Origin of the sequence: Pseudomonas psychrophila HA-4 (assembly GCF_000282975.1) — a bacterium.
Classification (GTDB): domain Bacteria; phylum Pseudomonadota; class Gammaproteobacteria; order Pseudomonadales; family Pseudomonadaceae; genus Aquipseudomonas; species Aquipseudomonas psychrophila_A.
Genome location: NZ_ALJC01000094.1, coordinates 16,927 through 29,751 on the forward strand (window position 1 = coordinate 16,927; position 12,825 = coordinate 29,751).

The window sequence follows — 12,825 nt, forward strand, 5'->3', positions numbered from 1 at the left end:
TGAAATGGGAGACAACCATGATGGATCACTGCAACGCTGCGACCCCGAAAGGCCACCCGGTCTCTATCGTGAGACGCCGATGAAAATACCTAATCGCTTTATTCTGGCGCTGGGCCTGAGCTGTTTTGGCCCTTGGGTTTGGGCTGCCGATGTGCCTGGCAGCCACGATTTACAAGGCCTGCCACGGCTGGCTGACGCGCAAATAGTCGATTACACCGTACAACCTGACGTCGAGCGGATTTACCCGATGGGCTCGATCCGCAAAATCAGTGGCCGCCTGCGTTTCGAGGGGCAGGTCAACACCCGTGGTCAGACCACGGCCGTTACCTACGAATTGCCTGCAGAACACACGGCCACTGAAGCCTTCACGGCTGCCCGTGAGGCATTGCAAAAGCAAGGCGCAGAATTGCTGTTTTGGTGCCAAGGCCGTGATTGCGGTGAAAGCAGCCTGTGGGCCAATGAAGTGTTCGGCAACTCCAAGCTGGTCGGGTCTGACGACCAACAAACTTACCTGTTACTGCGCCGTGCGGCTCCCGAGGACAACCAGCTCGTGGCCTTGTATGGCATCAATCGAGGTGGCCGCAAAGCCTACCTGCATGTTGAACAACTTCAGGCGGGCGCCGATTTAGGCGAACTGCTGCCCACCTCCGCGACCTTGCAGCGCCAGTTGAAAAACACGGGCGAGCTGGACTTCCCCAAACTGGTGGGTGAGCCGCAGGCACAATGGCTCACGTTAATCTCCAGAGCATTGAACCTTGATGTCACCTCTAGGGTCAGTTTGACCGGTGCCAAAGCCTCCGCCTGGCGTGATGCACTGATCAATAGCGGCGTGCGCGCGGCGCGCATGGAACTTGGTGAGAGTCCGGCCAAGGGCCTGCATGTCGAGTTGTTACGCTAGACGCGGTTTAGCGGCGGCTACACTCTCTTTGTAGTCGTCGTCTCATTTTGAATTCAGACCTTTGTGCGGAACATACATGTTCAATAACGATCGCCTGTTGGTGCAGATCCTGCTCGTGGTGCTGTTCGGCGCGAGCCTGTGGGTGATGGCGCCTTTTTGGTCGGCCTTGTTCTGGGGCGCGGTGCTGGCGTTTGCCAGTTGGCCGCTGATGCGACTGCTGACCCGCTGGCTCAACGGGCGTGAGTCGCTGGCGGCGAGCATCCTAACCCTTGGCTGGATGTTGCTAGTCGCCGGGCCGTTGGTGTGGCTGGGGTTCAACTTGGCAGACCATGTACGGGACGCCACCACGTTCGTCAAAGACGTTCAGCTTGAAGGTTTGCCCGAGGCGCCGACCTGGCTGGCAGGTATCCCGTTGGTCGGTGAGCGTTTAGTGGGCATGTGGAACACCATCGATGAGCAGGGCGCCGCCATGATCTTGGCCGTCAAACCTTACTTGGGGCAGGTGGGCAACTGGCTGCTGGCCCGCAGTGCGCAAATCGGTGGCGGCATTCTTGAACTGACGCTGAGCATTGTCTTCGTGTTCTTTTTCTACCGTGATGGTCCGCGCCTGGCGACCTTCGTCCACGGCCTGCTGGTGCGGCTGATCGGCGAGCGTGCCAATTATTATCAGGAGCTGGTAGCGGGCACAGTTCAACGCGTGGTTAACGGGGTGATTGGCACGGCTGCGGCGCAAGCCTTGCTGGCGCTGATCGGATTTTTGATTGCCGGTGTCCCCGGTGCGCTAGTGCTAGGGCTGGCCACTTTCTTGCTCAGCTTGATACCCATGGGGCCGCCACTCATCTGGATCCCGGCAACGGCCTGGCTGGCGTGGAAGGGCGACTACGGGATGGCGATTTTCCTCGGTATCTGGGGCACGTTGATCATCAGCGGTGTCGACAACGTGCTCAAGCCTTACCTGATCAGCCGGGGCGGTAACCTGCCGCTGGTGATCGTGTTGCTTGGCGTGTTTGGTGGGCTGATAGCCTTTGGTTTCATCGGGCTGTTTATCGGTCCTACCTTGCTCGCCATTGCCTACAGCCTGCTGGTCGACTGGAGTGCCAGCCAGCAGAGCAAAGACAAGGTCTAACCGAACTTTGGCCCGGAGCGAGTGTTGTTGCCTTTTGCCAGTCGGTCGTAAAGCACCACGTTGACCGTGGCTGCCAGGTTCATGCAGCCATTGGTTGGGATGTAAATCACATCCTCGCACCAGTCCAGAATCTCTTTATCCAGAGAGCCATCTTCCGGGCCAAAAATATAAATCGCCCGATCCGGGTGCGTGTATTCCGGCAAAGAACGTGCGCCCTCGACCAGTTCAACGGCGACCGGGATGCAGCCCAGCGGGATGATTTTTTTCAGATCGTCGATACCAATCAGCGGAATGTCCTGATGGATCTTTTTGGTGTCAGTGATGAAGTCGCGGGCGCGTTCATAGCGTTTACCGGTGTAAAACACCGACGCCACGTTATAGCAACCAGCCGCACGCATCACCGAGCCGACGTTTTCCGGTGATTTGGGGTTATACAAACCAATGCAGCTGTACCGTTTGTTTGCCACGTGCCAGAGCCTTTCAGAAAAAAGACGCGAGTATACCAGCCCCTCTGTAGGAACGAGCTTGCCTCGCGATCTCTTGATGTATTGAAAGATCGCGAGGCAAGCTCGCTCCAAGAGCCGGTGGCTTAGTCGTCTTTTTTCATCAGCCCGGCCAGTGCAGCAAACGGGTTATGCGTAGCCTTGGCCACTTTCGGGCTGCTGGTCGAGCTGTCCGAGAAGTACTGCTGGTCGGTGTAGCGCGAGTGCTCGTTGTCGTGGCAGTACAGGCACAGCAGCTCCCAGTTGGAGCCGTCCTGCGGGTTGTTGTCGTGATTATGGTCACGGTGGTGAACGGTCAGTTCGCTCAGGCGCTTGCCTGCAAACTCACGGGCGCAGCGGCCACACACGTGTGGGTACATTCTTAGTGCTTTGTCGCGGTAGCCCATTTCACGATCGCGCTGGGCATCGGCCAGGATGCGGTCCAGCTTGGCGGTGTGAGACGGTGGGTTCGCTGAACTCATGGGGTTCACCTTTAAGACGAATGACGGTTATGTCGTGAAGTTTAGCTGTTGATCAGCCTTTAATTTTTTCAGCAATCCAGATCGTGTGGCGCGTGCCCTTGTTGCCGTGGGCGAACACTTGGACCTCTTCGGCTTTAAAGCCGGCCTTGCGCAGTTTGTCCGAGAACTGTTTGTCGGCACTGGCCGACCACACCGCCAGCACGCCTTTTGGTCGCAGCGCTTTGGCGCAAGCGCTCAAGCCGCCAGCCGAGTACAGCCAGCTATTGGCTTTTTGGGTCAAGCCTTCAGGGCCGTTGTCGACGTCGAGCATGATCGCATCAAAGCCATTGGGTTCGGCTTGCAGCACCTTGGCCACGTCTTCCATGCGGATTACCGTACGCGGGTCTTGCAACGGGTTGCCGGATTTTTCGCCCAGCGGGCCGCGGTTCCACTCCACCACGCCTGGCACCAGTTCGGCGACGACCACTTCGGCGGTCTTGCCCAAATGCTTGAGTGCCGAGGCCAGGGTAAACCCCATACCCAAGCCGCCAATCAACACCCGCGATTGCGGACGACCGGCGACTTTTCGGCATGGGATCTCGGCCAAGGCATCTTCGGAACCGTGCATGCGAGTGTTCATCAGTTGGCCGCCGTCACCGCCCTGAATCTTGATCACGAAGTCTTCGCCATACTCGAACAGGCACAAGGCACCGCCGTTTTCAGGGATCGGGGTGGTGTCGAGCAAAACAAAACGTTTCATGGAAATCTCATAGAAATGGGGCAAAAACAGCTGGTTACGAGTAGCCTGATGGCAGATAAGCCGGTCTGGCAACGGAGTGATTGATGAAACGCACTATTCTAACGGCCATTGTGTGGGGGACGCTCTCGATAAGTGCAACCCAGGCAGCGGAATTAACCTCTATTCCTAGCGTCCCGGTGACTCCAGCGCCGGGCTCACCGGGTACTGCTACCCCCACGCCATACCCACAGATTACCCCGCGCGCGCTGCCAAAACCGGTTGCTGGGAGCAGTCAGGTCCCGCTGCCGCCGATCGACCTGCCGCAGCCGCCCCCTAAAGACCAACCGCTGCCAGGACTTGAGCCGAAAGAGTTGAAAGCTAAGCCTGCGGCGGAGTGACCCTACTGGCACTTTATTCAACTGCTACGTGGAGGGGTTAAATCCCCAATACCTTGAACACAAACGCGTATTCCAGCGCCACGTCGCGCAGGCCTTGGTAACGCCCGCTCATGCCGCCATGCCCTGCGTCTAGCTCGGTCTTGAGCAACAGCAAGTGGTCGTCAGTCTTGGTAGCGCGCAGCTTGGCCACCCACTTGGCCGCTTCCCAATATTGCACGCGACTGTCGTTGTAGCCGGCAATCACCAGCATGGCCGGGTATGCCTGCGCGGTTACATTTTCATACGGTGCGTATGCCTTGATCCGCTCATAAACGTCAGGCTCTTGGGGGTTGCCCCATTCGTCGTATTCGGTGACTGTCAGCGGCAACTCAGGGTCGAGCATGGTGTTAAGCACATCGACAAACGGTACTTCGGCAATCGCCGCCTTGAATAGCTCAGGACGCTGATTGAGCACGGCTCCGATCAATAAGCCGCCCGCGCTGCCGCCACTGATCACCAACTGATCGCTGCGCGTCAGGCCCTTGTCGATCAAATGTTCGGCACAGGCAATAAAGTCGCTGAATGTGTTGTGTTTGTGCTCCTGCTTGCCCGCGCGATACCAGGCTTCGCCCAATTCGCCGCCGCCCCTAACATGGGCAATGGCAAATGCCACGCCTCGCTCTAGCAAGCTCAGGCGGGCATGAGAAAACCACGGATCAAGACTTTCGCCATAGGCGCCGTAGCCATACAGATACAGCGGTGTCGGTTTACCCAGCGCCTCACGCTTGACCACCAGGCTGATCGGCACTTGAGTCCCGTCTGGCGCGGTTGCCCACAAGCGCTGGCTAATGTAGTCATCGGCATTGAACGGCCCAAGCACCGGGGTTTCCTTCAGAACTTTTTGCTGGCCATTGGTCAGCGTCAACTGACGCACTTGGGCCGGGCGGTTCAGCGATTCGTAACGCAGGCGAATGTGCGCGCTGTGAAATTCCAGGCTGTCTTGCACATACAGGCTGTAAGCCGCGTCTGGAAGTTGCACGCGGTATGCCGGTAAACCATTAGGACGAATCTCAATGATTGGCAGGCCGCCTTCTCTCAGGCTCAGGCATAACGCGTTGGCGTTCAGGCTGAGGCCTTCAAGCATCACGCTGTCGTCGTGGGCGATCAGGCGCTGCCACTCGCCACGTTGTGGGAGGTCACCCAGCGCGTAGTACAGCGCAAAGTTGATACCGTCCTGATTGGTGCGAATAAACCATGCCCACTGGCCTTCATACAGGCCATGGTCGACGCTGTAATCGTGGCCTTCAAGCCGCGGCGCCAGGCAGTTGAACGCCTGCTGCGGCTGATTGGCGTCCAGCACCCAGGTTTCGCTGGTGGTTTTGCTATTTAGCAACAGAATCAGCTGGCGCTCGGAACTTGAGCGGTAACAGTGCAGAAAAAATCGGCCGTCGGCCTCATGAAACACCTCCTGCGCCGCCGTTTCGCCCAGCGTGTGGCGAAACAGCTTGTGCGGACGGTGTGTCTCGTCCCGTTCCGCGAAAAACAGCGTCTGGCTGTCATTGGCCCACGTCATGCTGCCATCACAGTCTTCAAAGGGCAGTTCAGTCACCGCGCCGTTGCTCAACTCTTTAACGAACAGGCGATACGTCTCTTCGCCGCTTGTATCCAAGCTATACGCCAAGCGTTGGTGATCCGGGCTGATGTTGAACGCGCCCAGCGAAATAAAACCGCCATCAGCCAGAGCGTTAGGGTCTAGCAGCAATTGCTCGGTTTGTTCGTCGACGTGCTGACTGTCATCGGCCGGTCGCGCGCAGCGGTAGTGGCGCGGGTACTCGTCGCCGGCATTGGTGCGGGTGTAATACACATACGGGCCCCAAGGGGAGGGCAGTGACAAATCAGTCTCGCGAATTCGGCCCTTGATCTCTTGAAACAGCGTCTCACGCAATTCGGCCTGATCGGCCAATTGCGCTTCCTGAAAGTTATTTTCCGCAATCAGGTAGTCCAAAACCTCTTTGCTGTCGCGGTTTTGTAACCATGAGTATGGGTCAGAACCCTCGACCTTGTGTGCGATAGGGGCGCTGTTTGCGTAGGCTAATTCGGTCATTGAGTGATCTCTGAAACCTGAATGATTAGAAGTGGTGCTGACGGCGGTGCAGCCGCACTCTCCAAAAGCCGTTATCATAGCGCCTCATTGCCTGCCGACCATGGATACCATGACCGAGAACGACTATCTGATCGCCTGGGGCTTTTACGCCTTCGCCGCTTTAGGCTGCCTGCTCGTATGGTGGCGCCTGACCCGTTTCATGTGGCGTTGGTTGCGTGAGCCATTACGTGTGCTTATAGCTGTGCTGCTGCTCAGCCCGACCATCATTGACCCGGTCAAAGAGCAATTCGCCCCTGCGTTGGCCATTACGGCTTTGGACCTTGCGTTTAAGGTGGGCAACAACGCATGGCGTGCGGTGTCTGACCTGTTGATGTACACCATCATCGCGTTTTGCCTATACGCGTTGTTTGTGCTCATTCGCTGGCCTATCGAGCGTGCCCGCAAGGCGCGTCTGGCGCACACAACAACGGCCGAACAAGCACGCAGTATTGACCCAGATGACGACCAGCCGTTCGGTTCGGCCGGGGATGACCGCTACGGTCGTCCGGCCGCGCCACGTCCAGCAGGCCCGTCGCGGGTAGAACCACGGGTGTAATCCTTTTTCGTTGAGCTTGAATGCGAGAGTGCGAGCGTGTGTGAATTATTGGGCATGAGCGCCAACGTCCCGACCGATATTGTGTTCAGTTTTACTGGCCTGATGCAGCGGGGCGGGCGTACCGGCCCGCACCGCGATGGCTGGGGTATCGCCTTCTACGAGGGTCGGGGCCTGCGTTTATTTCAGGACCCTGGCGCCAGTTGTGATTCCGAAGTCGCGTTGTTGGTGCAGCGTTATCCGATCAAAAGCGAAGTCGTCATTGGCCATATTCGTCAGGCCAACGTGGGCAAAGTGTGTTTGTCCAACACCCACCCGTTTGTCCGCGAGCTATGGGGGCGCAACTGGTGCTTCGCACATAACGGCCAACTGGCTGACTTCTCGCCAAGCACCCGTTTTTATCGCCCGGTAGGCGATACCGACAGCGAAGCGGCGTTCTGCGATTTACTCAATCGTGTGCGCGAGGCGTTTCCTGAACCGGTGGATGTCGAGCACATCCTGCCGGTCTTGGTTCAGGCTTGCGCCGAGTTCCGTAGCAAAGGGGTATTCAACTGCTTGTTAAGTGATGGCGAATGGCTCTTTTGCTATTGCTCGACCAAGCTGGCGCAAATCACCCGACGCGCACCGTTTGGCCCCGCCCGGTTGAAAGATGTCGACGTTATCGTCGATTTTCAGTCAGAAACCACCCCCAACGATGTGGTGACTGTGATTGCTACCGAACCGCTGACTGAAAACGAAACCTGGACTCGCTACGAGCCTGGCCAATGGAGCCTGTGGCGACGCGGAGAATGCGTCAGCCAAGGCTCAACCGAATAAGGAAAGGCGTGTATGTGGCTGAGCTACCTGCGGTTGGTGCTGTTTACTTTGGGGTTGTTGATCGGCGTGCAAGTACCGGGGTTTATCAATGATTACGCCAACCGAGTAGAAGCTCACCTGATCGAGGCGCAAACCGGACTTGCCGGTTTCCAGAACACCGCCAACCAGTTTTTCAAGGGCGACTTGCAAGCACTGGTTGCGCATTATCAGGGCAGTGATGATCCGGTTTTTCGTAGCGATGCCAACAGCCTGAGCACCCTGCTTAATCGCCAGCGTTTGCTCGATGATCAATTCCAGGCCATGCAAGGCCCGTGGTACATGCGTGCGCTGCAAGTGGCCTACGCCGCTGACCCGGACATCCGACAAGAAACCCTCAACGCTTACACCTACCAAGTGTTGCTATCGCCTTCGGCCATTGGCTGGGCAATGGCCGGTGCACTGTTGTTTTCTTTCATCATCGAAGGCTTCTTTCGACTGGTGGACTGGGTTGTTCTGGGCGGCAAACGCCAGCGCGAGCGTATCGCTCGGCGTGAGCGCAACAGCTGAAAGCAGCGCCCTCTGAAAGCGCGATCTTGCCTACAAGGGGTGGAAGGGGCTTATTTGGCCAAAAACCGCATCCCTTCTTCCAGCCCATCCAGCGTCAGCGGGTACATGCGATCTTCGATCAAGTCACGCACAATGCCGGTCGATGCCGTGTAGTTCCAGGTGTCTTTGGGGTATGGATTAATCCAGATCAGCTTTTTGTACTTCTCCATAAAACGCTGCATCCACTTGTAGCCCGGTTCTTCGTTCCAGTGCTCGACACTGCCGCCTGCATGGGTGATTTCATACGGCCCCATTGACGCATCACCGATGAAAATCACTTTGTAGTCCGCGCCATATTTGTTCAGCACATCCTGAGTCGCGATACGTTCTACTTGGCGACGCTGGTTGTTTTTCCACACTGATTCATAAATGAAGTTGTGGAAGTAGTAATACTCCAAATGCTTGAACTCGGTTTTGCAGGCCGAGAACAATTCTTCGCAAATTTTCACGTGGGAATCCATCGAGCCGCCAATATCAAACAGCAACAGCAGTTTGATGTTATTGCGCCGCTCAGGCCGCATCTGAATATTTAACAGGCCCGCGTCGCGTGCGGTGTGATCGATGGTGCCGTCGATGTCCAGTTCTTCGGCTGCGCCTTGGCGGGCGAACTTGCGCAGGCGGCGCAACGCAACCTTGATATTGCGCGTGCCCAACTCGACCTGATCGTCCAGGTTCTTGTATTCGCGCTGTTCCCAGACTTTCGCGGCCTTGCCTTGGCGAGCACCGGCATCGCCTACGCGAATCCCTTCGGGGTGATACCCGCCCGAGCCAAATGGGCTGGTACCGCCCGTGCCGATCCATTTGTTGCCACCGGCATGGCGTTCTTTCTGCTCTTCTAGGCGCTGTTTAAACGCCTCGATCAGCTTGTCCAAGCCGCCCAGAGACTGCAACTGAGCGCGATCTTCGGCGCTTAACGAGCGTTCGAACTCCTTGCGCAGCCAGTCTTCGGGGATCAACGCCTCAAGGTGTTCATTGAGGTTTTGCAGGCCGTTGAAATAGGCGCCAAACGCACGATCGAACTTGTCGAAGTGGCGTTCGTCTTTGACCAGAATCGTACGTGCCAGGAAGTAAAATTCGTCCATGTCGGCGAAGGTTACGCGGTTCTTCAGCGCGTTGATGAGGTCCAGCAACTCGCGCACCGAAACCGGTACCTTGGCCGCCCGCATTTCATTGAACAGATTCAGCAGCATGCTTATCGCCTTCTTGAAAAATCAGCGATTACCGCGACGGCTCATAAACGCCAGACGCTCTAGCAATTGCACGTCTTGTTCGTTTTTAACCAGCGCTCCGGCCAATGGCGGAATGGCTTTGGTCGGATCACGTTCACGCAGCACCGCCTCGCCAATGTTGTCGGCCATTAGCAGCTTGAGCCAATCCACCAGTTCGGACGTCGACGGTTTTTTCTTCAGACCGGGTACTTTTCGTACGTCAAAAAATACGTCCAGCGCTTCGCTTACCAGCTCTTTCTTGATGTTCGGGAAATGAACGTCGACGATTTTTTGCAGCGTCGTGCGGTCCGGGAAGCTGATGTAGTGGAAGAAACAGCGGCGCAGGAACGCGTCTGGCAGCTCTTTTTCGTTGTTGGAGGTAATGATGATGATCGGGCGGACTTTGGCCTTGATCGTTTCATCGGTCTCGTAAACGTAGAACTCCATCTTGTCGAGTTCTTGTAGCAGGTCGTTCGGGAACTCAATATCGGCCTTGTCGATTTCGTCGATCAGCAGAATCACCCGTTCCTCGGCTTCAAAGGCTTCCCACAATTTGCCTTTCTTTAGGTAATTGCGCACATCGTGAACTTTATCGACGCCCAGTTGCGAGTCGCGCAGGCGGCTGACCGCGTCGTACTCATAGAGGCCTTGATGGGCCTTGGTGGTGGACTTGATGTGCCAGGTAATCAGCTTGCAACCAAAGGCTTCGGCCAGTTGTTCGGCCAGCATGGTTTTGCCGGTGCCGGGCTCGCCTTTGACCAGCAATGGACGCTCAAGTGTCATTGCTGCGTTAACCGCCAATTTCAGGTCATCGGTGGCCACATAGGCGCTGGTGCCTTCAAACTTCATCTGCAATTCCTCAAACCAAGAGCCGAACCCTGTCGGGGCAGGGCGCGAAGACTAAAAAGTATGTCCGACTATAACGCGGTGTCCGCTTCAGGTGAACGCAGACGCCTTATTCAGTCTCTGAATGGAGCGTCACGTCATGACTGGACGCCTTGAATCGTGAAGCCTACCCTTGGGGCCTTCCCAAAAGGTGCATAAGGACCCCGCCATGAGCCGCATTTTTGCAGATAACGCGCACTCCATCGGTAACACGCCTCTGGTTCAGATCAACCGGATCGCGCCGCGTGGCGTGACTATTCTGGTCAAAACTGAAGGGCGTAACCCAGGCTATTCGGTGAAATGCCGGATTGGCGCCAACATGATCTGGGACGCCGAGAGTCGGGGTGTGCTCAAGCCGGGCATGAGCATTATTGAGCCGACCTCCGGCAATACCGGGATTGGCCTGGCCTTTGTCGCTGCGGCGCGTGGTTACAAACTGGTGCTGACCATGCCGTCTTCAATGAGCATTGAGCGGCGCAAGGTGCTTAAAGCGCTGGGCGCTGAATTGGTGCTCACCGAGCCAGCCAAGGGTATGAAGGGCGCCATCGACAAAGCGGCTGAAATTCAGGCCAGCGATCCGGCGCTGTACTTTATGCCGCAGCAATTTGAAAACCCGGCTAACCCGGCCATTCATGAAAAAACCACGGGCCCGGAAATCTGGAACGACACTGAAGGTGGCATTGATGTGCTGGTCGCAGGCGTCGGCACAGGCGGTACCATCACTGGCATTTCGCGCTATATCAAACACACTCAGGGCAAGCCGATCTTGTCGGTCGCGGTAGAACCCATCACTTCGCCGGTGATTACCCAGGCGTTGGCGGGGGAGGAGATTAAGCCTTCGCCCCACAAGATTCAGGGTATTGGCGCCGGATTTGTGCCAAAAAACCTCGATTTGTCGATTCTCGACAAGGTTGAGCTAGTCAGCGATGACGAATCCAAGGCCATGGCCCTGCGCCTGATGCAAGAAGAAGGGATCTTGTGCGGTATTTCTGGCGGCGCGGCCATGGCTGTTGCGGCCCGCTTGGCTGAAACCCCGGAAATGCAGGGCAAAACCATCGTCGTGATCTTGCCGGACTCGGGTGAGCGCTACCTGTCGAGCTTCCTCTTCAGTGACCTGTTCAGCGAGCAGGAGTTGCATCAGTAAGCGCACCCCAAAACCTGTGTGAACGAGGACGCTCGTTCCCACAGGTGCCAAACAGGCTAGTCTCTGACACAAATCAACCGACTCGACCCCCTGCTTATGCATAATTGCGCCGTTATTACGTAATCCATAAAGCTGAATGTTGGAATACGCGGGTTTTGTCCTGCGTCGGTAGTGTTTATCATGACCGGCTGCCACGGCGGGCTATAGGTGCCGCACGGTATTTTCGAGGAGTTGTTGCATGACCTTATCCTTCGCCATCAAGGCAGGGCTGATACTGCTGTTTGTCGGCAGCATTCTTTACGTGCATTTGCGCGGCAAGGCGCGTTTGCCGCTGTTACGGCAGTTCGTCAACCACTCCGCGTTCTTTGCGCCCTACAACGCCTTGATGTATTTATTCTCGGGCGTGCCGTCCAAGCCTTACCTGGATCGCAGTAAATTCCCTGAGCTGGATGTGCTCAAAGACAACTGGCAAGTGATTCGCGAAGAAGCCATGCACTTGTTCGACGAGGGTTACATTCGCGCCGCCGAGAAGAATAACGATGCTGGTTTTGGTTCGTTCTTCAAAAAAGGTTGGAAGCGTTTTTACCTCAAGTGGTACGACAAAGCGCTGCCATCAGCGCAATTGCTGTGCCCAAAAACCGTTGAACTGGTAAACAGCATCCCCAACGTCAAAGGTGCGATGTTTGCTTTGTTGCCCGGTGGCAGCCACCTCAACCCACACCGAGACCCGTTTGCTGGCTCGTTGCGTTACCACTTGGGCCTGTCGACTCCGAACTCCGACGCGTGCCGCATCTTTGTCGATGGCGAGGAATACGCCTGGCGTGATGGTGAGGACGTGATGTTCGACGAGACCTACGTGCATTGGGTCAAAAACGAAACCGACATCACCCGCGTCATTCTGTTTTGTGACATTGAACGTCCACTCACCAGCGGCTTTATGACGCGCGTTAACCGTTGGGTCAGTGCGCAGTTGGGCAAAGCCACTGCGCCGCAAAACCTCGATGATGAGCGCGTCGGCGGTATCAACAAAGCCTACGCTTGGAGCAAAACGTTCAGCGACCGCTTCAGTGGTGTGGTCAAGCAATGGAAGCGCCGCAATCCCAAGCTGTACCGCATCGCGCGCCCGATATTGGCCGTTATCGTACTGATCGTGTTGTGGCGTTGGTTGTTCGGATAAGTCATTGCAAAGCATGTCGGGCGCTGGTTACACTCAGCGCTCGATGAGCCCAATGCTCACTCACCCTATTCAAAAAAGATCTGCCCATGCCGGCTTCCCGAATTCACAGCATTTTCGCTCCAGCAGTCTCTGCTGGCGTCGTGCCGTGTCGGGACCAACAGCCTGCGCAGATCAGTCACTATCCCCCTCCTGTCAGCCGCACTGTGGTGTACGCCTTCGTATCGCCACCGG

General features: G+C 56.6%; 14 protein-coding genes. 8 read left to right on the top strand and 6 right to left on the bottom strand.

All coding sequences use genetic code 11. The annotated features are described in order from the left end of the window. The first annotated feature begins 79 nt into the window (after window positions 1-79). Entirely contained in the window at window positions 80-898 is an 819-nt protein-coding gene (locus B347_RS0115080) for a DUF4892 domain-containing protein (RefSeq protein WP_019410526.1), read from the top strand. Window positions 899-974: 76 nt separating this feature from the next. After that, a complete protein-coding gene (locus tag B347_RS0115085; protein WP_019410527.1) occupies window positions 975-2,024 on the top strand; it encodes an AI-2E family transporter in 1,050 nt (349 codons plus the stop codon). On the opposite strand, the gene B347_RS0115090 is transcribed toward B347_RS0115085, so the two are convergent. From B347_RS0115090 to B347_RS0115100, 3 genes are all read right to left on the bottom strand, one after another. After that, entirely contained in the window at window positions 2,021-2,491 is a 471-nt protein-coding gene (locus B347_RS0115090; RefSeq protein ID WP_019410528.1) for an RNA methyltransferase, read from the bottom strand. The genes B347_RS0115085 and B347_RS0115090 overlap by 4 nt on opposite strands. Before the next feature lie 122 nt (window positions 2,492-2,613). Next, complete coding sequence (locus B347_RS0115095; protein ID WP_019410529.1) at window positions 2,614-2,988, bottom strand: YajD family HNH nuclease; 375 nt, start codon at window positions 2,986-2,988, stop codon at window positions 2,614-2,616. 52 nt (window positions 2,989-3,040) lie between these two features. After that, complete coding sequence (locus B347_RS0115100) at window positions 3,041-3,727, bottom strand: spermidine synthase (protein ID WP_010656469.1); 687 nt, start codon at window positions 3,725-3,727, stop codon at window positions 3,041-3,043. A gap of 83 nt (window positions 3,728-3,810) precedes the next feature. On the opposite strand from B347_RS0115100, the gene B347_RS0115105 reads away from it, so the two are divergent. Then, a complete protein-coding gene (locus B347_RS0115105) occupies window positions 3,811-4,104 on the top strand; it encodes a hypothetical protein (protein WP_019410530.1) in 294 nt (97 codons plus the stop codon). 37 nt (window positions 4,105-4,141) lie between these two features. On the opposite strand, the gene B347_RS0115110 is transcribed toward B347_RS0115105, so the two are convergent. After that, a complete protein-coding gene (locus B347_RS0115110) occupies window positions 4,142-6,187 on the bottom strand; it encodes a S9 family peptidase (protein ID WP_019410531.1) in 2,046 nt (681 codons plus the stop codon). Between the two features lie 100 nt (window positions 6,188-6,287). Between B347_RS0115110 and B347_RS0115115 the strand changes: the two genes are divergently transcribed. From B347_RS0115115 to B347_RS0115125, 3 genes are read left to right on the top strand one after another with little or no spacing between them, the layout of a single operon-like run. Next, the gene (locus B347_RS0115115) at window positions 6,288-6,782 is read left to right on the top strand and encodes a hypothetical protein (RefSeq protein WP_026014214.1); all 495 of its coding nucleotides are present in this window, start codon (window positions 6,288-6,290) and stop codon (window positions 6,780-6,782) included. A gap of 36 nt (window positions 6,783-6,818) precedes the next feature. Continuing rightward, window positions 6,819-7,595, top strand: a complete 777-nt coding sequence (locus B347_RS0115120) for a class II glutamine amidotransferase (RefSeq protein ID WP_026014215.1) — start codon at window positions 6,819-6,821, stop codon at window positions 7,593-7,595. 12 nt (window positions 7,596-7,607) lie between these two features. After that, window positions 7,608-8,141 carry a DUF2937 family protein gene (locus B347_RS0115125; RefSeq protein ID WP_019410534.1) on the top strand — a complete coding sequence of 178 codons (534 nt, stop codon included), beginning with the start codon at window positions 7,608-7,610 and terminating at the stop codon, window positions 8,139-8,141. Between the two features lie 50 nt (window positions 8,142-8,191). On the opposite strand, the gene B347_RS0115130 is transcribed toward B347_RS0115125, so the two are convergent. Then, a complete protein-coding gene (locus B347_RS0115130; RefSeq protein ID WP_019410535.1) occupies window positions 8,192-9,370 on the bottom strand; it encodes a vWA domain-containing protein in 1,179 nt (392 codons plus the stop codon). 21 nt (window positions 9,371-9,391) lie between these two features. Further along, complete coding sequence (locus tag B347_RS0115135) at window positions 9,392-10,237, bottom strand: AAA family ATPase (RefSeq protein ID WP_019410536.1); 846 nt, start codon at window positions 10,235-10,237, stop codon at window positions 9,392-9,394. Between the two features lie 205 nt (window positions 10,238-10,442). On the opposite strand from B347_RS0115135, the gene cysK reads away from it, so the two are divergent. Both cysK and B347_RS0115145 read left to right on the top strand, forming a co-directional pair. After that, entirely contained in the window at window positions 10,443-11,417 is a 975-nt protein-coding gene (gene cysK, locus B347_RS0115140; protein ID WP_019410537.1) for a cysteine synthase A, read from the top strand. Between the two features lie 238 nt (window positions 11,418-11,655). Then, complete coding sequence (locus tag B347_RS0115145) at window positions 11,656-12,594, top strand: aspartyl/asparaginyl beta-hydroxylase domain-containing protein (RefSeq protein WP_019410538.1); 939 nt, start codon at window positions 11,656-11,658, stop codon at window positions 12,592-12,594. Window positions 12,595-12,825 lie beyond the last annotated feature (231 nt).

Coding starts and splice junctions, on each gene's coding strand:
- B347_RS0115080 (WP_019410526.1), top strand. CDS start 80: ATGAAAATACCTAATCGCTTTATTCTGGCGCTGGGCCTGAGCTGTTTT.
- B347_RS0115085 (WP_019410527.1), top strand. CDS start 975: ATGTTCAATAACGATCGCCTGTTGGTGCAGATCCTGCTCGTGGTGCTG.
- B347_RS0115095 (WP_019410529.1), bottom strand. CDS start 2,988: ATGAGTTCAGCGAACCCACCGTCTCACACCGCCAAGCTGGACCGCATC.
- B347_RS0115100 (WP_010656469.1), bottom strand. CDS start 3,727: ATGAAACGTTTTGTTTTGCTCGACACCACCCCGATCCCTGAAAACGGC.
- B347_RS0115105 (WP_019410530.1), top strand. CDS start 3,811: ATGAAACGCACTATTCTAACGGCCATTGTGTGGGGGACGCTCTCGATA.
- B347_RS0115110 (WP_019410531.1), bottom strand. CDS start 6,187: ATGACCGAATTAGCCTACGCAAACAGCGCCCCTATCGCACACAAGGTC.
- B347_RS0115115 (WP_026014214.1), top strand. CDS start 6,288: ATGGATACCATGACCGAGAACGACTATCTGATCGCCTGGGGCTTTTAC.
- B347_RS0115125 (WP_019410534.1), top strand. CDS start 7,608: ATGTGGCTGAGCTACCTGCGGTTGGTGCTGTTTACTTTGGGGTTGTTG.
- B347_RS0115130 (WP_019410535.1), bottom strand. CDS start 9,370: ATGCTGCTGAATCTGTTCAATGAAATGCGGGCGGCCAAGGTACCGGTT.
- B347_RS0115135 (WP_019410536.1), bottom strand. CDS start 10,237: ATGAAGTTTGAAGGCACCAGCGCCTATGTGGCCACCGATGACCTGAAA.
- cysK (WP_019410537.1), top strand. CDS start 10,443: ATGAGCCGCATTTTTGCAGATAACGCGCACTCCATCGGTAACACGCCT.
- B347_RS0115145 (WP_019410538.1), top strand. CDS start 11,656: ATGACCTTATCCTTCGCCATCAAGGCAGGGCTGATACTGCTGTTTGTC.